Origin of the sequence: Photobacterium toruni (assembly GCF_024529955.1) — a bacterium.
Classification (GTDB): domain Bacteria; phylum Pseudomonadota; class Gammaproteobacteria; order Enterobacterales; family Vibrionaceae; genus Photobacterium; species Photobacterium toruni.
Genome location: NZ_AP024854.1, coordinates 1,223,981 through 1,245,002 on the forward strand (window position 1 = coordinate 1,223,981; position 21,022 = coordinate 1,245,002).

18 protein-coding genes are annotated in these 21,022 nt (G+C 35.4%); 11 read left to right on the forward strand and 7 right to left on the reverse strand.

What is annotated here, in order from left to right; all coding sequences use genetic code 11:
* Positions 1-450: 450 nt before the first annotated feature.
* Positions 451-1,671: a metallophosphoesterase gene (locus tag OC457_RS05855; protein WP_080174817.1), complete on the reverse strand. Its 1,221-nt coding sequence runs from the start codon at positions 1,669-1,671 to the stop codon at positions 451-453.
* A 303-nt stretch (positions 1,672-1,974) separates the two neighbouring features.
* On the reverse strand, positions 1,975-2,187 hold the full coding sequence (gene cspE / locus OC457_RS05860) for a transcription antiterminator/RNA stability regulator CspE (RefSeq protein WP_060997435.1): 213 nt from the start codon (positions 2,185-2,187) through the stop codon (positions 1,975-1,977).
* Between the two features lie 452 nt (positions 2,188-2,639).
* Between cspE and OC457_RS05865 the strand changes: the two genes are divergently transcribed.
* Both OC457_RS05865 and OC457_RS05870 read left to right on the forward strand, forming a co-directional pair.
* Complete coding sequence (locus OC457_RS05865; protein WP_080174818.1) at positions 2,640-3,146, forward strand: hypothetical protein; 507 nt, start codon at positions 2,640-2,642, stop codon at positions 3,144-3,146.
* A 92-nt stretch (positions 3,147-3,238) separates the two neighbouring features.
* Positions 3,239-3,748, forward strand: coding sequence for an RNA methyltransferase (locus tag OC457_RS05870; protein WP_080174819.1), 510 nt, complete (start codon positions 3,239-3,241; stop codon positions 3,746-3,748).
* A 78-nt stretch (positions 3,749-3,826) separates the two neighbouring features.
* Here OC457_RS05870 and OC457_RS05875 read toward each other — a convergent pair whose 3' ends face one another.
* On the reverse strand, positions 3,827-4,684 hold the full coding sequence (locus tag OC457_RS05875) for a DMT family transporter (protein WP_080174820.1): 858 nt from the start codon (positions 4,682-4,684) through the stop codon (positions 3,827-3,829).
* Positions 4,685-4,945: 261 nt separating this feature from the next.
* Between OC457_RS05875 and OC457_RS05880 the strand changes: the two genes are divergently transcribed.
* From OC457_RS05880 to ald, 9 genes are all read left to right on the forward strand, one after another.
* Positions 4,946-5,554: a 2OG-Fe(II) oxygenase gene (locus tag OC457_RS05880; RefSeq protein ID WP_080174821.1), complete on the forward strand. Its 609-nt coding sequence runs from the start codon at positions 4,946-4,948 to the stop codon at positions 5,552-5,554.
* 96 nt (positions 5,555-5,650) lie between these two features.
* Positions 5,651-6,436: a metalloregulator ArsR/SmtB family transcription factor gene (locus tag OC457_RS05885; RefSeq protein ID WP_235866941.1), complete on the forward strand. Its 786-nt coding sequence runs from the start codon at positions 5,651-5,653 to the stop codon at positions 6,434-6,436.
* 14 nt (positions 6,437-6,450) lie between these two features.
* Complete coding sequence (locus tag OC457_RS05890; protein ID WP_080174822.1) at positions 6,451-6,972, forward strand: phosphatase domain-containing putative toxin; 522 nt, start codon at positions 6,451-6,453, stop codon at positions 6,970-6,972.
* A gap of 171 nt (positions 6,973-7,143) precedes the next feature.
* The gene (locus OC457_RS05895; RefSeq protein ID WP_080174823.1) at positions 7,144-8,142 is read left to right on the forward strand and encodes an ArsJ-associated glyceraldehyde-3-phosphate dehydrogenase; all 999 of its coding nucleotides are present in this window, start codon (positions 7,144-7,146) and stop codon (positions 8,140-8,142) included.
* 41 nt (positions 8,143-8,183) lie between these two features.
* Positions 8,184-9,416 (forward strand): organoarsenical effux MFS transporter ArsJ, encoded by a 1,233-nt coding sequence (gene arsJ / locus OC457_RS05900; protein ID WP_080174824.1) that lies wholly within the window; start codon positions 8,184-8,186, stop codon positions 9,414-9,416.
* A gap of 176 nt (positions 9,417-9,592) precedes the next feature.
* Positions 9,593-12,535 (forward strand): bifunctional diguanylate cyclase/phosphodiesterase, encoded by a 2,943-nt coding sequence (locus OC457_RS05905; protein ID WP_080174825.1) that lies wholly within the window; start codon positions 9,593-9,595, stop codon positions 12,533-12,535.
* A gap of 105 nt (positions 12,536-12,640) precedes the next feature.
* Positions 12,641-13,309, forward strand: a complete 669-nt coding sequence (locus OC457_RS05910; RefSeq protein ID WP_080174826.1) for an HAD family hydrolase — start codon at positions 12,641-12,643, stop codon at positions 13,307-13,309.
* A 75-nt stretch (positions 13,310-13,384) separates the two neighbouring features.
* A complete protein-coding gene (locus tag OC457_RS05915) occupies positions 13,385-13,651 on the forward strand; it encodes a hypothetical protein (RefSeq protein WP_036794193.1) in 267 nt (88 codons plus the stop codon).
* Between the two features lie 193 nt (positions 13,652-13,844).
* On the forward strand, positions 13,845-14,954 hold the full coding sequence (gene ald / locus OC457_RS05920) for an alanine dehydrogenase (protein WP_080174827.1): 1,110 nt from the start codon (positions 13,845-13,847) through the stop codon (positions 14,952-14,954).
* Here the strand turns inward: ald and OC457_RS05925 are convergent.
* The 4 genes from OC457_RS05925 to OC457_RS05940 form a co-directional block, all read right to left on the reverse strand.
* Positions 14,930-15,499: a cysteine hydrolase family protein gene (locus OC457_RS05925; RefSeq protein ID WP_080174828.1), complete on the reverse strand. Its 570-nt coding sequence runs from the start codon at positions 15,497-15,499 to the stop codon at positions 14,930-14,932. The two genes, ald and OC457_RS05925, sit on opposite strands and share 25 nt — an antisense overlap.
* Positions 15,500-15,638: 139 nt before the next feature.
* A complete protein-coding gene (locus tag OC457_RS05930) occupies positions 15,639-16,277 on the reverse strand; it encodes a murein L,D-transpeptidase catalytic domain family protein (RefSeq protein WP_080174829.1) in 639 nt (212 codons plus the stop codon).
* A gap of 512 nt (positions 16,278-16,789) precedes the next feature.
* Positions 16,790-19,963: a chitinase C-terminal domain-containing protein gene (locus tag OC457_RS05935; RefSeq protein ID WP_080174830.1), complete on the reverse strand. Its 3,174-nt coding sequence runs from the start codon at positions 19,961-19,963 to the stop codon at positions 16,790-16,792.
* Positions 19,964-20,355: 392 nt separating this feature from the next.
* Positions 20,356-20,988: a YccT family protein gene (locus OC457_RS05940; RefSeq protein WP_080174831.1), complete on the reverse strand. Its 633-nt coding sequence runs from the start codon at positions 20,986-20,988 to the stop codon at positions 20,356-20,358.
* Positions 20,989-21,022 lie beyond the last annotated feature (34 nt).

Below are 21,022 nucleotides of genomic sequence, written 5' to 3' on the forward strand. Positions count from 1 at the left end.
ATGATAAAATAAATCTCACTATGTAGCCTTTTATCTATATAAGTATCAGTAGATTGAGCGATTTCAAAAATCGTTGAGTTCCAGACCATATTGGGCTAGAAAAATTAGATAATGCTACTGTGGTGAAATTGGTATACACGTTTTTCGAGCGGAGCGTTAAGGGATTCAAAATCCGTTTCCTTCGGGAGTGACGGTTCAAGTCCGTCCTCGGGCACCAATTAAAATAATAAAGCCTCAGCTCACGCTGGGGCTTTGTTGTTTCTAGCTTAATCAAAAATTTAGCCCTGTCTTTTTCTGGTCAACTTCCTGTCCATTCCGTTAAAACTACTTCGTAAAACCACCGTTCTTACTCATAATTACGCTAATAATTTATCAGATAGTGATGAGTTGATGGCAGTAATAGCACAGTAAATCGAAGCCTAAATTATCACTGTACTATTACTGTTAATATTATTTTGATTTCTTTAATGTCACCTTAATAACACTATGCTCTGTTGGTACGCCTAATCGAAAAGGAAAGCCATAATGACCAGTACCTCGATGGACATATAGCTTAGTATTATCTATTCCCCACAAACCATGATCTGGCGATTTTGAAAATAAACTTATCACCGTTGTTTTTAATCCTAAACTGACTAACCCCATAAGACCGCCATGTGTATGGCCACTTAAGAATAAATCTGTAGAGTGGCCCGTTAGAGGGAGATCTAAAAGGTGAGTTGGATCATGCAGCATAGCAATACTTGCGATGACATTCTTTTCATTAGATAAGCTTTTGATTGCTTTACTGAGTTTAAGTTTTCTATCTTTAGAATGAGAATCAAAGCCAATAACTTCAACAGGACCAAGTCGAGTTTGTACTACCTGTGCTTTATCTATCAACAAAGTAATATTATTGTTAGCTAAGGCTGCCTTTACTATTTCAGGTGCTTCGTAATCATGGTTGCCCATGCAAGCAAATACCTTGCCGCTATAGTCTTTTAATGGCTGGAGTGATTGCGACAGTATTTGTAGTGAGCCTTTTGATTCCATAGTCAAAAAATCACCCGTTAATAAAATAAGATCTGGTTGTTTATCGATGGCGTTTTTACAAATATATTGAAGACGGGCAACCGACATATATGGGCCTAAATGCGGATCGGTTAACTGGATAATCTGCAGTGTATCGTTATTATTTGAATGTGGTGGTGCTAACTCTAAGCGACTCAACTGTGATGGTTGTGTATTATCATTTAGATCGATAACAACACATTCTTCAGAAATACGGAAATTTTGTAATATACCGATTAAACCCAGTATATAAGGGACATACAAAAAATCAGCACTGTTAAAAAATACTAACCATAGTGCCCAAGGAAAAGCGATTATCGTTGCGCCTAAGAACCATTGTCCCGGCCAATTAATTAAAATTCTAACCCAAAGAGGTTGCATCTTTGGTCGAATAAGAAGCAAAGTATCTATAAATACCAAGCTATATAAAATTAATATAATTAAAGGAGGGACGAAACTAACTAAGGTGCCAAAGATAGTAACAAAAACTAAACTATAAACCGTTAAAATAATGCCTCTAATGATGGCAAACTCTTTAGAGCGAAATAGCCAACTGACAACAAAATTAAATACTAATAAAAATAACGTTATTGTGCCGATATTATCTAAAACAAAATTCAATGAATTAATCCTATACAGTGATTTTAAATAGCATTAAATGCGCTATGATCTTCAATACCGGATTTAAATAAGATATATAAAATAAGCCTTATCTTAATACAGTATTGTTAATATTTTAGCTAAATATATGGATTAAAATATGCTTTATATACGATCGATCAGTAAAACAGTTTTACTATTAAAAAGACATTCTGAGTTTATGTTAGATAATAGCAATTGATAATGAACAAGCATCAAGGTAAACGGCAGATACGCAAAATGCCGGCCATAGCCAGCATTTTGTTATTTATCAGCGAGGATAAATTATAAAGCTACAACGTTTGCAGCTTGTAGGCCTTTTTGACCTTGTTCTACTTCGAAAGACACTTTCTGGCCTTCAGCCAATGTCTTGAAGCCTTCAGAAGCGATAGCACGGAAGTGAACGAATACGTCAGCACCACCGTTGTCTTGAGTAATGAAACCAAAACCTTTCTCTTCGTTAAACCATTTTACTAAACCAGTAGATGTATTAGACATGTGATGCCCCTTATATAGATGATTAATTAACCGCTAAAATGCGATGTATTAAGTGGTTAAATTATTAATGTTACTGCCAAAACAAGGGAAACACTGAGATACAAAACGATAACGTTGATGTAGCTAAAGGTTTAACTGTGACTTGGTGTTGCATTTAATAACGTTCTGAACAACAGAACGAGGCGGATAATAACAGTTGTGCGTTTTTTGTACAGTTATTTTTATTGATAATTGAATTTATATGATTAAAGTTGTTGTTAATTATATGAATTTAATCAATTTAAAGCTGTAAAAATAATATCAATAAAAATTAGGGGAGGGTGGATTATAAGCAATCACATGATTGTATTGAATTAACTAAAAAATTTTTATTGCAGATGAAATGTAATTCCGTATAACACTTATCTGTTATTAAAATATTTTTATATAAAATAAACATTAAGGTCACAAGCATGACAAACCATATTGTAACAACCTATACCCGATCTATATTTGATGATGATATTGAAGAGGATTCTATTGAAGATTTTTCTGATGAACCGTCTTCTGTTACGGTTGTCTCTTTTGATCGCGCAGAAATGTTAGCAAGAGTTATACAAGAAGAGGTAGCTCTTGCTGACGGAAAATATAACACGTTTGATGAGGATGACAATCGAGTGGGTTATCGTGCAACTTTCGATGATAAAGATGTTAATAGAATCCGTTTTAATTTAGTACACCTTATCGATAAGGAATCGCGTAATCTAAAGGCGTATGATATTGAAGTAAAAGCGGTGCCTGAAAGTAATACATTGTATATTTCAATTATGCCTTATATGCCATTCTTTACCACTATCCTTGATATGTATGACGGTAATGAAGCTCAACAGATTGATGCCTTAATGCAGCAAGCAATAGCCACGTTAGCTGAGGGATGGTTATTTAAACGGTTGATGGACAATAATGAAATTAGTGGTTAGTTTTGTTACTACTTTCTGTAAAGTGGCAATGTCAGTATAATGCGTACTTTATTTATATTTGCGGTTAAGCTAGAGAATAAGGTATTTCTGACATGAAAGATGCATCAGTAATCATTGGATTAAGTAATCCTAAAAGTCCTACCAATATCGGTGCAGTGCTTAGGGCTGCTGGCTGTTATAAGGCAGATGCTGTTATTTATACAGGAACCCGTTACGATAAAGCCGCTAAGTTTCAGACTGATACCAAGAAGATGGCACAGACAATTCCATTATCTGGTGTTGAATCTATGCTTGATAATTTGCCGAAAGATATGAAAATTGTTTGTGTTGATTTTGCTGAGGGAGCAACATTATTACCTCATTTTCAGCACCCAGACAAAGCGATTTATATCTTTGGCCCAGAAGATGGTTCTATTTCACAAGATGTAGCAGACAGAGCTGACCATGTTGTTTATGTACCCACGGTTGGTTGTATGAATTTAGCAGCATCCGTTAATGTTGTTTTATATGATCGCCTTGCAAAACAAGAAAATATTATCCAGAGTGATGAACATATTCGTCAAAATCGCGATAATAAAAATAATTTACGCGTGAACGTTTAATAAAAGCTTAATAAGAATATTGATAGATTATCGCCGTTGCAAACATGAACGGCGGTAATTTTATTGGTGTATTATATATTATGCTGTCTGCTTAATATCCCATATAGTATAAAGCCCTAATGTGATTAATATTATGGCTCCACCTAAAATATCATTTAAAGATGGCTGTTCGCCAATCACTAAAAATACGTATAGTGGACCTAATAGAATTTCCATCAGTAAAATTAAACTTGTCTGAGCTGCTGGAATATAAGCTGCTGATTTTGAAATACAGATATAAGATCCGGGTACGACAATACCCCCTAATATCAATAAATATAACATTTGGATATGAGATAGCGAAAAGGGTTGAGCACCTTTAATATAAGCAAATACCGCAATCATAAAGCCCGCAATAATAAGAATATTTGCTGCTTGTTCACCTTTTGTTTTACGCATAGCGACTAAATAGATAGCCGTTGCTAATGCTGTCACTAATGCTAATACATTACCTATCCACTGACCGCCAGCGGGTGCGAAGGCAAAGATAATCCAAATGCCACTAGTGGCAACACCAATAGCTAATAATGTTGGCCATTTTAATTTCTCTTTTAAGATTAAAAACCCCAAAATAGCAGTAAAAAATGGCGCTGTATTAATAATAACCAATGTGCTTGCAACTTGAGTGTAATGTAACGACTCAATAAAGCAAATAGTTGAAGTGGCAAAAATCAAACCGAGCCCTAATAGCGATAATGATGGACGCGATATTTCAGCCGTAAATTGCTTACGGTTATAAATTAGTTGCACAATTAAAAGAACAATACATTGAAAAGCACCTCGCCAAAAAAGTACATTCCATGCAGTGGAATCAGATAATTTCACTAATAAACTATCAAAACTTAGTATCATTATGCCAATAAAAGCCAATAATAATCCGCGATTTTTATCGTTCATAATAATGATTTCCTATAAATATAAATTAGTAAATTGATGTTTTTATCAATAAATTCTGTTGAATACGTGATGAGTATTTAATAAATATTATACTTATGTGGTATTAGTCACTATCTGTTTTGATTAATCAACTACTAAATCTAATATTGTATACGGCATTAGCTATTTGAGTAAAAAATTTTGTAGTTATGATGATTTTTATGATTTGTCGTAAAGTGTGTCTGCCTTTATAACGTTTTTTTCTTTTGCATTGGAACGATTATGAACAACGGCAAACTTATTGATGCTTTATTTACCCAAGGGTGGTTTGTTTGGGATGATTTTTTAACACAAGATCAAGTCAGTGAATTAAAAGCGTGTATTCCGGCTGATTGGAGCCAAGCTGGTATTGGTCGTAATGATGAATACATGACTAAAAAAGCAATTCGAAGCGATAAAATTCAGTGGTTATCTTCAGATATGGGTCCCCCTGTAGCTGATTTTTTACAACAGATGAATGATATTCGAGTTGAAGTTAATCGCCATTTTTTCTTAGGCTTATTTGAATATGAAGCGCATTTCGCTAAATATGAGCAGGGTGATTTTTATCAAAAGCATTTAGATTGTTTTCGAGGCCAAGAGAACCGTAAATTAACGACAGTATTTTACTTAAATGATGATTGGCTACCAGAACACGGTGGACGTCTTAAAATGTATGATCTTGCTGATAATGAATTAGCGACATTAGATCCTAAAGCTGGGCGACTAGTAGTATTTTTATCTGAACTATTCCCTCATGAAGTGCTTCCTGTAACACAGCAACGATTTAGTATAGCGGGTTGGTTTAGAACCAATGGCGTTAGCGGTAATCAATTAGATATAGCGCGTTAATAGAAAGGTAAGCTTTATTTTTAATTGTTTGAACTTGTTATATATGTTTTATCGTATATGCTAATGTTTTCAATAGTAATTAATAAGGTTTTTACTGTGAAACGTATTTTGTTTCTTTGCACAGGTAACTCCGCACGATCGCAACTTGCAGAAGCATTAATGCGTCATATGTGCCGAGACAGTGAAGCCACTATCGGTAAGTTTGAAATTATGAGCGCGGGGATGGCTCCTGAAATTGTTGATCCCCGCGTGTATGAGGTGCTTAATTATCATAATGTTAATTCAGATAATCTAACCAGTTTATTAGCTGCGAGTTTACAAAATCAGCATTTCGATGTTGTTATAACGTTGTGTGATAAAGCCAGTAAAGAATGTGCGCTTTTCCCTGATTCTGATGCATTAATACATTGGGATTTTAAAGATCCTAAGCCGCTGTCTGGCTCTCAAGGATTTTATGATGTTTTTGATGGTTTAAAAGCGAAGATAGCATTATTTTTGATGCTTAATGGTGATCATCAATCCGATACTATTGGTGCGGTTGAATTATTTAAAATTATGAGCGATTCATTACGGTTACGTATTCTAATGTTAATTCATGATGAAATTGCTTTGTCCGTTGGTGATTTAACCAAAGCATTACAAGTTAGCCAGCCTAAAGTGTCGCGTCATTTAGCATTATTAAGAGACAGTGGTGTATTACAGGATCACCGTGAAGGGGTCTGGATTTTTTATCATTTTCCAAGTGATTTACCACAATGGATCTGCCATACGCTTGAGACGGTACGTAATGGTCAACCAGCATTGATCAATCAAGAAAAAATACGTTTAAGTACAATAAAAAATAGGAAGAAACCGCAATTAATTAATATTATAACAAAGTAGGAGTCATTACTTTTATGGACAATCTGCACCCAGTTTGGATATTACCATTAGATGAAACTGCCTCAACTAAGGGAGGGTTATTATTAACACCGTGTCCCGGAACAAAAGAGGTTGATATAGTAACGAGTTTACGTCAATTAAAAGCGGCAGGAGCAACGGTAGTATTAACAGCGTTAGAACATAATGATTTACCTGAACAAGATATTGAATTATTAGCAGAAGCATGTAACTTATTGGGTTTACAGTGGTTTCATGTACCAATTGAAGATGATTGTGCACCAACGGCTGAATTTGAATCTAAATGGCAAGCTGCGAATGATGCAGCACAAATAGCACTTAATAATGGTGGATTTGTAGTGGTTCACTGTAAGGGCGGCTCAGGGCGTACGGGAGTGGTTGCTGCTCGTCTTTTACTTGCCCGTGGTATGCCTTTTGATACCACAATCGCCGCTATTCAAGCTCAACGACCATCCGCTTTTACTCGTCAAGCACATATTGATTATATTAAACGATGGAATAGTGACGCTAAACACTAAATTCTATTAATATTAGGCTATTACTAAACCTCGCTGATGCGGGGTTTTTTGCTTTTGCAGGCAGTTAAACGAATTTATTATAAAAAGGTTTATTTTGTTTGTAGTGACTGATATATTCGATTTTCCATATATACGATTATTCATATATTATTAGCAAGCAGAGGAAGTATCATGACAATTAAAGTAGGGATCAATGGATTTGGACGTATTGGTCGTTTAGCATTACGTGCCGCATTTGATTGGCCTGAGATTGAGTTCGTATTAATTAACGATGTTGCAGGTGATGTTAAAACGTTATCTCATTTACTTGAATTTGATTCGATTCAAGGGCGCTGGGAACATGCCGTGACTACAGATGATGGTCAAATGATCATTAATGGCCAAGCGATTCGTTATTGTCAGCAACAGCAGATTGCTGATGTTGATTGGTCGGGGTGTGATGTTGTATTAGAGGCAACAGGTGTCCATCGTGATACTCAATATCTTAATCAATATTTGCAGCAAGGCGTAAAACGCGTTGTGGTTTCTGCGCCAGTTAAAGAAGAAGGGGTCTTAAATATTGTGGTTGGGGTTAACGACCATTTATTTGATGCAGAAAAACACCATATAGTTACAGCAGCATCTTGTACCACTAACTGCATTGCTCCTATTGTTAAAGTGATCCACGAACAACTTGGTATTAAGCAAGCATCGTTTACCACTATCCATAATTTAACCAATACTCAAACTATTTTAGATGCGCCACATAAAGATCTGCGCCGTGCGCGTGCATGTGGCATGAGTTTAATTCCAACAACAACTGGTTCAGCAACTGCAATTGTAGAAATTTTCCCTGAGTTAGCTGGAAAAATTGATGGTCATGCAGTGCGTGTACCTCTCGCAAATGCATCACTGACTGATATTATTTTTGATGTTGAACGTGATACTTCGATTGATGAAGTTAACCAACTATTGCAAACAGCATCAGAAACAGAACTGAATGGTATTTTAGGTTTTGAAACTCGTCCTTTAGTATCAATTGATTATCGAGGCGATCAACGATCAACGATTATCGATGCGTTATCGACTATGGTTGTTAATCAACGAATGGTTAAAATTTATGCGTGGTATGACAATGAAATGGGCTATGCAACAAGGACTGCAGAATTAATGCGTAAAGTAGGTTGTTAGTTATTAAGTACAAATAGTATTGAAATGATAAGTGAGTATTTATGTTAGCAAAGCTGAGCCAATTACCTAATGATGTACGCCAATATGCATTGGTGACATTTAATTATTGGAATTTTACTTTAACTGACGGCGCATTGCGGATGTTGGTGGTATTACATTTTCATCAGTTAGGTTATAGCCCATTAGAGATCGCTTCATTATTTTTGTTTTATGAATTTTTTGGTGTGGTAACTAATCTCATTGGTGGTTGGCTTGGTGCGCAATTAGGTCTAAATCGTACCATGAATATTGGACTTTTTATGCAAGTTATTGCGTTGCTAATGTTGGCAGTCCCATCAGCAAACTTAACTGTTATATGGGTAATGTTTGCACAAGCATTATCAGGTATTGCGAAAGATCTTAATAAAATGAGTGCCAAAAGTGCGATAAAAACATTAGTTCCTAATAATCAACAAGGTGCGTTGTATAAATGGATTGCATTATTGACGGGTTCAAAAAATGCCCTTAAAGGTGTTGGCTTTTTCTTAGGTGGTGCATTGTTGGCATTGATTGGTTTTCAAGGTGCTGTTATCGCTATGGCGTGTGTATTAGCAACTGTGTTTATATGTAGTTTGTTATGGCTGGATAAAGATTTAGGTAAAGCTAAAAATAAAATTAAATTTAGTCAAATTTTTTCAAAAAGTCGTAGTATCAATATATTGTCAGCTGCCAGAATGTTTTTATTTGGTGCTCGGGATATCTGGTTTGTTATTGCATTACCGTTATATTTAGGACAAGTTTTTGGTTGGGATCATCTACGCGTTGGGAGTTTTCTTGCTATTTGGGTGATAGGGTATGGGATCGTACAAAGTCTGGCACCTCGACTTACGGGTAAAGTTACTGGAATCGTTCCTGATGGGCGTATAGCATTCATGTGGGCAATGATACTTGCTGTTGTTACCGGAATAATTGCAGTTACATTACAATTTAATTGGTATCCACAATTAACTATTGTTGTTGGACTCATGATTTTTGGAGCAGTTTTTGCTGTTAACTCTTCATTACATTCTTATTTAATTGTCAGTTATGCTAAAGATGATGGTGTCAGTTTAGACGTTGGTTTTTATTATATGGCTAATGCGATGGGACGTTTAATCGGTACATTACTTTCTGGTATAGTATACCAATTGTATGGTTTACCTATGTGCTTATGGATTGCATTTATTTTTATTATGCTAACTACACTCCTATCATTATGGCTGCCTCGCAACAACAAAAATCTAATGCTTATTTAAGATGATTTCAACTTTTTAGTGTTAAAGTGATATTCATCTGAAAGACATTAAATAAATAATATTATTAATACTGACATTCTTTAATTAGATTAAAACATGCGGTATATTAGAAATACTATTATCTATAGTATAAAAGATAATTATTTTTAAAATACTGTTTAGGCTACTAATTACTTATGGTTACAACATTAAAGGCTTTAAAACGAAATAGTTATGGTGGCGAGTTTATACAAGAAGTGCTTCATGCAGTTTATGAAACTTTTAAGCCTACACATTGTTATATTGCTTATTTTGATCAAAAAAATCATAAAGCAACATCTTTAGCCTATTGTATTGATGGGAGTTTTTCTAATACAGTATTTACTTATTTTATAGATAATACATTTTGTGAAAATATGATATTATCTCGAAAACCTTATATTTCATCGCATAATATATCGGAAATATACCCATTTAATCAGATAATATCGCCTTATTCCTTTCAACACTATTTAGGGTTACCTATATTTTCTCGACATGGAAAGGTTGTTGGCGTTATTGGGTGTTTATTTGAGGATAGTTATTTTTTTTCTGACGAACAGTATGGCGAATGGTGTCAAGTTCTTGGCGATATTTTAGGTTCTGATGTGCAATATTTAGCATTGTTATCAGAGCAGAAAAAACTACTTTGTGAAATGGAAGAATGTCAGCAAGAGGCGCTACTTGGTAGTTTTCAAGTAGATATGGCAACAGGTAGTGCTTATTGGAGTAAAGAAATTTATCGAATATTCCAATGTGATGCAACGAGCTTTAAACCGAATAAAACCACCACAAATCGATACATTCACCCAGATGATCGTCAACGTGTTATCGAATTAAGACAGGATATGTTAGATAGCAATAGTGTGAGTTACAATGTTATCTATCGTATTGTTTTAGCCGAAGGTAAAAATAAGTATTTACGTGAGCATTGTCATATACTGCGTGATATTAATGGCATTGCGACTTTAATCAAAGGAATAGTACAAGACATTACTGAATTTTATTACCTTTCAAGTAAATTAGAGCAAGCCTCAGATCAATTAACAGTTACATATAATGCAGTTACTGAAGGAATATGGGAATATAATTTAGAAACAAAAATATTGTTAGCCTCTCCTAAGTTTTGGAATATTTTAGGTATCCAGGAAATGAATATTAACAATATTTATGATTTGATTATGATGATCCATAAAAATGACCGACTGGCTGTTATTAAATGTTTTTCAAAACTGCAAAATGGCGATACAACATTAATTGATATCGAATTTAGATTACAATCAGAAAGTAATGATAAAGTATGTCGTTGGTTTAATTGTAAAGGTAATATTATTGAATCTTGTAGCAATAATGATTACAACCGCATTGTTGGTATATTAATAGATATTACAGACACAGTATTAGCTGGGCAGCAACTCTCGCTGGCAAAAACAGTTTTTGATAATACATCTGAATGTATTGTAATAACGGATAAAGATAATAATATTATTTCAGTTAATAAATCCTTTGAAAAAGTAACAGGTTATTGTCACGCTGATATTATAGGTAAAAATCCACGCATATTAGCATCAGGTTATCATAGTACCGAGTTTTATAAACAAATGTGGCATAGCCTTGAAACAACGGGATCATGGCAAGGTCAATTAAGAAATCGCCGAAGTGATGGTCTTGTCTATCCGGAAGAAATGACCATTAATAAAATTCAAGATGATCATAATGTTATTAATTATGTGGGTGTTTTTCATGACATTAGCTCTCGAAAGCAAACAGAACAAAAATTAAAATTATTAGCAAATAATGATACTTTGACTGGACTAATGAATCGTTTTCACTTTATTGGAAAAGTAGAAAAATACATTACTCAAATTAATGATGTATCAGAAGATGAATCATTCGCATCAGTGTGTTCATTGCTATTTATAGATCTTGATGATTTTAAGATTTTTAATGATCTTTATGGGCATGATTTTGGTGATAAAATTTTACAAAAAGTGGCTGACATTCTTAGAGCAACAGTTTGTGAACATAGTATTATTTGCCGTTATGGCGGTGATGAATATGCAGTTTTAATTAAAGATCAAGATGTTAATTATGCTCAAAATATTGCAAATAAATTAATAAAAATTATTTCACAACCGATTAAATGTAATGAAATTGATATAAATTTAACTATCAGTATTGGTATATCATCATATCCCGAAAGTGGTACTACGCATCAAGCTTTACTAAAAAATGCTGACTATGCCATGTATGAACAGAAGTGGTTAGGGCGTAATGGCGTTTGTGTTTATGATAAACAATTACAGCATGAATATATTCGTAAATTAAAATTACGGGATAAATTAAAACAGGCAATCAACGCTCAAAAAATAATAGTGCATTATCAGCCGATTGTTGATAATAAAACGGGGAGTGTCTGTAAATTTGAAGCATTAGCACGCTGGTATGATGATGAAGAGGGGTTCATCTCTCCTGGTATTTTTATTCCCATTGCTGAACGCTATGGTTTAATTGGTGCTTTGGGTCAACAAATATTTGAAAAGGCATGTGCCGATTTAGATCGTATTCATCATTGCGGTTTTACGGATGTTGTATTTTCGATTAATCATTCAGTAAAAGAATTTTCACAGCATAATCAAGAATATATCTTTGATACGATCAATAACTATAATTTGCCTTATAGTGCCATAATGATTGAAATTACGGAGTCAACTGCCCTTGATGATGGTAAAAATATTATTGATATTCTATCGGCATTTAGGTCGCGAGGTATCGCAATTTCATTAGATGATTTTGGTACAGGTTATTCGTCATTAGCTGCCATTATGGATATTAAACCTGATATTATTAAAATTGATCGTAGCTTTATTGTCGATATTGAGCACAGCAAAGAAAGTCAGATGTTGGTTTCATTAGTTATTGATTTGAGCCGAAAATTGGACATAAAAGTTGTCGCTGAAGGAGTGGAAACACAAGCACAATTAGATATTCTTTCAACGATGTATTGTCATTATATTCAAGGTTTTTATTATAGTCCTGCAGTACCTATTGATGAGGCTATTGCAATACTTAAAACGCGTAATCATGATGTTAGTGATTGATATTAAGGTAAAAGTACAATCATACTTAACAGTATACTGTTATTCATAAAATGAGAGTGCTATAAGTACAACTCTTTATTTAGAAAAATTATTATTTGGTAAGTAATGCAAACTCTCTTTTTTGATTTCGATGGTACGCTAGTGGATTCTGAAACGTTTCATGCTAACAATTGGAGTACCTATTTAGCAACATATGGTGTCACGTTAACAGCTGAAGATTTTATTGAATATTACGCTGGAGTCACATGGCCTAAAATAGCGAAACATTTTATTGATAGTTATCAACTTAATGTAGATATAGTAACTATTACAACTGAAATGGAAGCATTGACCGATACTAAAATTCGTCAGCTGGGGATCCCTGCATTGCCCGGTGTTGATGCTGTGCTTCAAGCTTTTTCAGGAAAAGTACCAATGGCTGTTGTGACAGGAGCACCACGTGATTATGTTGAAGGTGTTTTAAAATTACATGGTTGGTTAGATTTATTTGATCAGGTATTTAGTGGCTATGAAGTTGAAAATAATAAACCGTCTCCTGATGTATATTTACAGGCTTGCCAAGTGATGAACGTGAAGCCGGAGCAAGTCGTTGCCATAGAAGACAGTCGTACAGGTTTACAATCTGCAAAAAATGCTGATATCTGTTGCTTATTGATTAATGCCCATCCTTCATTAACAACAACTAATGCTGATCATTCATTTACGTCAATGGTTGAGGCAAAACCATTATTAGATGCACTATTTAAAGATAAATTGTCGTTAGCTGCGGCGTGAAGTAAGCAATTATTTTGTACTAAGAATACGCTATGTTAAATTATGCACAATTGAAATAACTTAGATGGGTTTATGATGGAAAACGAAGAAATCATGACAGGTGATATGCTAGTTGAAACGGTTGAAAATCAGCTAGCTGATGGTAATCCATTAGTGGTAAAAGAAACATTAATGCGCTTAATGATGACAGGTACAGCACGTGATGAAGCTGTGCAGATGATTGCTTGTGCATTATCGATTGAAGTTTTTGATGTAATGAAAAATGATGGTAAGTTTGATTTAAAACGTTACCGTGAAAATCTTGTTGCTTTACCTGATATGCCTTGGGAAGATGATATCTAATTTATATCTGTAATGATTAAAGCCGTGATCTTTATCGCGGTTTTTTTATGTCTATTTTTTGTGAATTATTATTTTATATATCTACTGATAATCAGTGGGTACTATTGATATATAATTAAAAAATAGTAAGAAATATCTATTATTGTTAACTACTGTATATATATGACTAGTGCTAATAGATAAGGATACAATGATGAAAATTGGTATTCCTAAAGAGATCAAAATTCATGAGTATCGTGTTGGCATGGTGCCAGCTTCAGTAAAAGAAGCTGTATTGCATGGCCATATTGTTTATGTTGAAACACTTGCTGGCGCAGGTATAGGTTGTAGTGATGATGATTATATTGCAGTTGGAGCACAAATTGTAAACTCAGCACAAGCAGTGTTTGAATTGGCAGATATGATCGTCAAAGTAAAAGAACCACAACCGTCAGAGCGTATGTTGTTACGCAAAGGACAACTATTATTTACTTATCTTCATTTAGCACCAGATAGAGAACAGACAGAAGATTTAATTAATAGTGAAGCAATATGTATCGCTTATGAAACCGTAACGAATAACGAGGGACAATTACCATTATTGGCTCCAATGTCTGAAGTCGCGGGAAGAATGTCATTACAAGCTGGTGCTTTTGCACTTGAAAAATCACGAGGGGGGAGCGGCGTTTTAGTAGCTGGAGTCCCTGGTGTTGCTCCCGCAAATGTCGTCATTATTGGTGGCGGTGTTGTCGGTCGGAATGCTGCTCAGATGGCAGTCGGTTTACGCGCGAATGTAGTTATTATTGATAGAGATTTAGAGGTATTACGCAGTCTTGATCGTTTATTTTCAGGCGCTGTAACTTGCATTTATTCAACCAATGAAGCGATTGAAAAATATGTTCTTGCTGCTGATCTTGTGATTGGGTGTGTGTTAGTTGCTGGTGCACAAGCGCCAAAACTAGTTACAAAGGATATGATTCGACGCATGAAAGCTGGTGCTGCGATTGTTGATGTTGCAATAGATCAAGGTGGTTGTATTGAAACATCACATCCAACCACCCATGATAATCCAACTTATATTGTTGATGATGTTGTGCATTATTGCGTCGCTAATATGCCAGGAGCCGTTGCGAGAACATCAACATTTGCGCTTAATAATGCAACTTTACCTTATATTCTTCAGCTTGCTGATTTGGGCTATAAAACGGCACTAACGACGAATAAACATTTGTTAAATGGTTTAAATATTTATCAAGGTCAAGTCACTAACTATAGTGTGGCTCAAGCGTTAGGTTATCCTTATGTATCAAGTGTTTTTGCTTGATGTAAGGTTGCGATTCTAGATAACATTGCCAAAGAACGTTGATGTTCTTGTTCTGTTGCTGATGTACATGCATCACTGATGATATGGACGCAGTAATCACGATCATGAGCATCTCTAACAGCAGATTGAATTGCCCAACAAGTACTGACCCCACAAAAGTAAACATCAGTGATCGCATTAGCGCGTAATACACTATCGAGTGCCGTATTATAGAAAGGGTTTACGCGTGGTTTTGTGATTACCATATCGTCTTTATTTACCATTAGATCGGGATGAAATTCAGTACCCCATTGACCTAACTCTAAAGCTCGGTATTGTTGTGCCTTTCCAAACATTGGTGATTGATGAGGCAACTCAAGATAGCTAGATTGAAAGCCAACTTTAACAAAAATACACGGTATATTATTTTCTTTTGCCCATTGAATCGCGATATTGGCATTATGGATTATATGGTGGGTACTGACTTGTTCAGCACAGCTTGGTATTTTCCCTTTTATATCAATAATATCATTGATTAAATCTATAATAACTAACGCTTTTTTCATAACTTGCCTTTTTGTTAGATCTTCTGTTCACTCATATAAATGAGCATACAATTAAATATAGAATATTAATGCGATGAAATCTTAGATATAAAAAAAGCTTTTAGTGAAAAACTAAAAGCTTTTTATTAAAAGAGAGTAGTTACTTAGCGTAAGCAAAAATAACGCTGCCGCCTTTAATGGTATCAATAATTTTTTTAGTTAAATAAGTTGGTATAGCAGGGCAGCCCCAACTGCGACCAAGATAACCATTACGTTTTATAAATGATTCAGAAACATACTTCGCGCCATGAATAACAATAAAGCGTTTTAAAGCGTTATCATTTTCACCGCGTGTTAATCCATTTAATTTTAATGAATAGCCATTACCACCATTGTATGTACCTTCGGTTAAAAACGTACCTAATGATGTCTTATGTGAATTAACACGGTTAGAAAAAGCATCAGCCATTAGGCGACCACTATTTTCACCATGTGATACATAAGTACGGTAAAGTAATTTATTTGATTTTAGATCAATAACATAAAATCTTTTTTCTGTAGATGGTTTGCTGTAATCAATAATCGTTAATAGAGATTTCTTTTTTCCACGAGTTTTATTATAAGCAATAAAGGCTTTTTTAAATACGCTGTAATCAATTTTCCCTTTTAAATCAGCTTTTTGATAGACATAATCTGCGACAATATCTGCATTTTTACGTTCAGTATTGAGAACATGTGCAGACGCATTTAACGGTAAAAGACATACCATTAATAGAAATAGGTAAATAACTTTTTTCATTTAATCCGTTCTATTCTTAAACAGGTTGCAAAGTTGGTTAGCAATTAAGCGAGGGGGTACTTTATCATAAATAAGGAAAAAAAAAGAATATTTAAATAATATAGTTGTAAGGGTTAAATAGTTTTAAAATAAGATAGTTGTTGAATTGAAAATTAATTTAATCATGGATAACAATAGCTTATTAATATGAACATCATTTAATTAACTAAAGCAGGTTTGATTAATGCGAAGCTAAAAAAAGCTTATTTAGTATGGGTGTGGTTTTGGTTAATTCATTGTTTTAAAAGTATTTTAAAGTTTTATTTGTGATTCGCGTTGTGAATTTTAAATATTTAGAAGATATTTAAAATAATAATATTAATGATGTATTTAAAGAAAGTTTTAAGAAGATCAAAAAACAGGAATAAATAAACATGAATATAAGATGAAGAAAAATAAATAATGAGTATTCATATTGTTCAATATAAATGACAGCACCGATATGATTTATCATATCGGTGCTATTTTATTTATTAAATATTACAAATTTTACTCCAACTACCATCACTACCTGGAATTGAAGTGGTATACCAGTTCGCTTTGTAGATTACATTGTTATAAATGAGTTGATCGCCAGATCCTGCATGACTAGGATTGCCTTGCCAATCAGCTTGTGGCCAATTGGGGTAAGTATTAATACCATCAGCTATACAATCACCATTGTTGCCGCCGCCATCACCGCCACCACTATTTAAATCACCTAGTGGTAAGTTTGGTTGTTCAAATTTAAATGCATACTCTTTACCATTCACAGTAATGGCATAGTTTGCTGGGCCTGTAATTGGTAAATAGTACACCATGTCCAGTTCGTATGCGCCACCAGCAGGAAGGGCTTTCCATGCAGGGAGTGAGAAAGCGACACGGTGCATTACACCATCTAAACCACCAATATTATCACTACGGCTATGTCCTGATGAAATGACCTTCAAACCACCACCTGATTGATCTTTCGCATTGTCAGGCGCTGATACTGGTATATCAAACTGGAATTCAGTGCCTCCTGGAATATCGACGCCAGTATTGTTAGTGAATGTGATTTTTGGATTAATTGGGTAATTTTGGTCACCAACCTTAAAGCCAGATATTGCTACACTGATATCCACAGCTTCTGTTGGAATTGCCGTGACAGCAATTGTATTACCGTAAGGTGCTGCTGATTTAAATTTATCGTAAATGGCTTTGGTCATGGTGTTACCCATATGGTATTCACCTTGGCCTGTTTGACAGGATTGTTCTGATACATCAATACCCGCACGATCACCGTTAGCATCAAACTGATAACAGTTGTAATCACCTGCTAACTCCCAGAACATGATACCGCCAATTTCTTTATCTATGATGTAGTCAGCTTTAACATTGATAGATTCTTTATCTTCCGTTGATAAGAATACCTTTTTATCAGCATTCCATAACCAAGGTGAAACCGCGATATTATCAAAGTGACGTTGGTAGCTTCCCACTAATTTGTCTTGTGGATCATTAACTGGATCAAGACCATAGGCTGCAGTATACGAACCATAGATACCATTTGCTAAATTCATTGCATGCCACATTGGGTTTGAGCCTGCGCCCATTTCTTGGCCTGCCGCGTTTTTGTCATGCCACATGTTATCGATACCGACAGCACCATTACCACAGTTATTTTTCTCACCTTCACCTGTACCCGGAGCACATTCTGATTGGTTAGGTAGGGCAGCTTTACCCCATAAACCATTATTACCCCCAGTTACTCCTTGCCAGCCACGCGTATAATAAGGTACACCAATATTGATTCGACCCGCAGGCATAGAACCACGGAAATAGTGGTAAGCCCAGTCAGTATTTAGATATCCAATGCCACCATAGGCTTCTGTACCATAGACATCCCATGCTGCGAGCTCAGAATCTTTACCTGTGTCATACAGTGCAGCGTTATGACCAACGTGATCATTCCATGCACCATGGAGGTCATAAGACATAATATTGACATAATCGAGATATTTGGTTATTTCCATCGTTTCCATACCACGTAATAGATACGCAGATGATGGCGCTGCGATGGTTAGCATATAATGTACGCCGTCAGCGGCGCTTGCTGCATCGATTTTCGCACGCAATACACGCATTAGCTCATGATAAGAACGCATAAGGTATGGACGACGTGATTCAGAAAAGGCTTTATCATCTGGATTACCTGCACCTGCCATTGATGTCGGGTATTCATAGTCAATATCCAATCCGTCAAACTTGTATTTCTTCATCATGTCGACAGCAGATTTTGCGAATTTCTCAATTGCGGCATGATTAATACTGCCATCGGCATTTGTGGTCATGGTATAGAAGCCACCATCCGCGACACGGTTGCCTTCAGTATCGAAGTGGCCGCCGGTTTCAGCCCAACCACCAATTGAAATTAATGTTTTAACATCGTATTTTTCTTTGGCTGTTGCTAAGGCACCAAAATGACCTTTAAAGCCTAAAGCAGGATCAACCTCAACACCTGGCCATTGTTGACCTACCGCTGGGTTATTAGGATCGTTAATATCCCCAATATTGACATTACCGTCAGTACCAATACTAACAAAAGCGTAGTTGATATGAGTTAATTGTTCCCATGGAATATCGTTTACAAGATAGTTACTTTGAGGATCATCTCCTGCTCGCCAACTAGTAAAGTATCCGATAACACGACGAGGATGATCAGCGCCCATTTTTTCACGACCATCTTGATCGTAAATTGTGCAGTAGGGAACATTAATGCCTTCTGTTTGGTAGAGACCATCAGGGCGGCAGTCTTTTGCTATATCACCACCATTGACTGTAATTGCTGTGACAGCAGAGTCGGTTGTTTTTCCTAGATCATCAGTTGCGCGAGCGTAAAGGCGGGTAGTACCCGCTTGAGTTGTGGTATATGCAAAACTGTAAGGGGCTGTGGCTGTAGTACCGACTAATGTACCATTAGCAAAGAAATCGACTTTATCAATCTGACCATCACTGTCTTTGGCATCAGCTATGATAGTAACTACATCACCCAACTCAACTGTTGTTGTAGAGGTAGTAATATTAATGATTGGAGCTTGGTTTACTGAACCGCTATCTGTAACCGTAATCGTAACAGTTGCCTTATTACTAACTGCATTGTCATCGTCATAAGCAATAACGGCTAATGTATGCTCGCCAGCGATTGCTTGCCAAGCTAAGCTGTATGGTGCTTGAGTATCAGTGCCAATAATTTTACCGTCAACACTGAATTCAACGTTAGTTATCGTGCCATCACTATCTACGGCATTAGCACTGATAGTAATGTTATCGCCAGCAGTAATATTGGATATTGATGTTGGGGAGGTGATAGTCGCCGTTGGAATAATATTATCAGAAGGAGGTGGTTCAGGAGGGGTTGTACCAAGACAAATATCAAGCTCTAACCAATTACTGTATTGGCTACTATGTGTTGCCGGGCTATTATTTTGTGTCCAATAATTGGCTTTATAAGCGGTATTATTTTGCTGTACTTTATCACCACCAGTATAAACTTTATTACTTTCCCACTCACTAATATTAGTACAATCAATAGCAGCTTGCGCATTAAATGCTAATAAGCATGAGAGGCTAAGGGTACTAAGCGTAAAAATTCCTTTTTTCGCTATTCCATGTTTCCCGTGATTCATATGTGATCCTTTAGTTTGATTATTGAAATAACACCAGTAATAAATCTGTGCTTATTTACTTTTTGTGTGCCATAAAAAAACTATATGTACAGTTTAGTGATTTGTACGAAGGAATGTTTGGATGTTGATGTGAAGTCGCAGAGAAATGTTGTGGTTATGTAAATATTTATTTATTTATTGAATTAAGCGCACTGTATTGAGTCGTCCGTTAATACTGACAATATCATGATTATCTGTGTGGTAGTGAATAAAAGAAAAAAGAGCATCTGTTTTTTTTGATAATAAGTAATAATGTTCACTTCCCTTATTTTTGATGGTAAATATGAAGAATAAGGGAAGAGAAGAAGAATCAATATTTAGTGATACAAAATTGATTATTAAATAGAATTGTATTATTTATTAATATTAGCTTTGAAATCTTGCTGCGTCGTTGTATTTGCCTTGCTATACCAATAATTCAACATCTTAGCAACGTAAGCTTGATCTATTTTCTTACCTTTTGGGGTTGAGCTTGCAGGTAGCTGTACTGGTTGAATTTCATTGACCATAACAATTGATGGTAATGCTGCTGGTGCTTGACTTAAATTGTACTGCGCCATTTCTTGTTGGAAATTACGGCCAATTTGAATACCTTCTTTAATTAATAAATCCTCTTTAAACGGTACTTCACTGCCATTTGCAGACAATAAAGACATTTCAGGGTGATTATTGAATTTTTGAGCTTGGTAACCACTTGAAATACTTGGTAGTTGTAGTGTATATGTCGCATCATTACCTGAGAATGTCATGATAACAACTTCAGAGCGAAATAAGTGACTATCCCCATTCTCACGATAGTTTTTATTATAACGGAAAGCGATTTGGTTGTTACCGTTCTTTAATATTTGAGGTGCATTACCTTCCGCATTAGCACCATTAACGAGAACCAGTTCAGCAGATTGTGGGAGGTTAAGTGTGACATCAGCAAATGATGAGAAGCTAATGCTACACGCCGCTAAAGAGAGCAGGGCTGTACGTAGTTTCATGTCGATTCCTTTTGAGTGCGTAGGATTAATAATG

What these genes read in the sequence shown, in the direction of transcription:
- cspE (WP_060997435.1), bottom strand. Translation starts at nt 2,187, where the DNA reads ATGTCTAATACATCTACTGGTTTAGTAAAATGGTTTAACGAAGAGAAA.
- OC457_RS05865 (WP_080174818.1), top strand. Translation starts at nt 2,640, where the DNA reads ATGACAAACCATATTGTAACAACCTATACCCGATCTATATTTGATGAT.
- OC457_RS05870 (WP_080174819.1), top strand. Translation starts at nt 3,239, where the DNA reads ATGAAAGATGCATCAGTAATCATTGGATTAAGTAATCCTAAAAGTCCT.
- OC457_RS05875 (WP_080174820.1), bottom strand. Translation starts at nt 4,684, where the DNA reads ATGAACGATAAAAATCGCGGATTATTATTGGCTTTTATTGGCATAATG.
- OC457_RS05880 (WP_080174821.1), top strand. Translation starts at nt 4,946, where the DNA reads ATGAACAACGGCAAACTTATTGATGCTTTATTTACCCAAGGGTGGTTT.
- OC457_RS05890 (WP_080174822.1), top strand. Translation starts at nt 6,451, where the DNA reads ATGGACAATCTGCACCCAGTTTGGATATTACCATTAGATGAAACTGCC.
- OC457_RS05895 (WP_080174823.1), top strand. Translation starts at nt 7,144, where the DNA reads ATGACAATTAAAGTAGGGATCAATGGATTTGGACGTATTGGTCGTTTA.
- arsJ (WP_080174824.1), top strand. Translation starts at nt 8,184, where the DNA reads ATGTTAGCAAAGCTGAGCCAATTACCTAATGATGTACGCCAATATGCA.
- OC457_RS05905 (WP_080174825.1), top strand. Translation starts at nt 9,593, where the DNA reads ATGGTTACAACATTAAAGGCTTTAAAACGAAATAGTTATGGTGGCGAG.
- OC457_RS05910 (WP_080174826.1), top strand. Translation starts at nt 12,641, where the DNA reads ATGCAAACTCTCTTTTTTGATTTCGATGGTACGCTAGTGGATTCTGAA.
- OC457_RS05915 (WP_036794193.1), top strand. Translation starts at nt 13,385, where the DNA reads ATGGAAAACGAAGAAATCATGACAGGTGATATGCTAGTTGAAACGGTT.
- ald (WP_080174827.1), top strand. Translation starts at nt 13,845, where the DNA reads ATGAAAATTGGTATTCCTAAAGAGATCAAAATTCATGAGTATCGTGTT.
- OC457_RS05925 (WP_080174828.1), bottom strand. Translation starts at nt 15,499, where the DNA reads ATGAAAAAAGCGTTAGTTATTATAGATTTAATCAATGATATTATTGAT.
- OC457_RS05930 (WP_080174829.1), bottom strand. Translation starts at nt 16,277, where the DNA reads ATGAAAAAAGTTATTTACCTATTTCTATTAATGGTATGTCTTTTACCG.
- OC457_RS05935 (WP_080174830.1), bottom strand. Translation starts at nt 19,963, where the DNA reads ATGAATCACGGGAAACATGGAATAGCGAAAAAAGGAATTTTTACGCTT.
- OC457_RS05940 (WP_080174831.1), bottom strand. Translation starts at nt 20,988, where the DNA reads ATGAAACTACGTACAGCCCTGCTCTCTTTAGCGGCGTGTAGCATTAGC.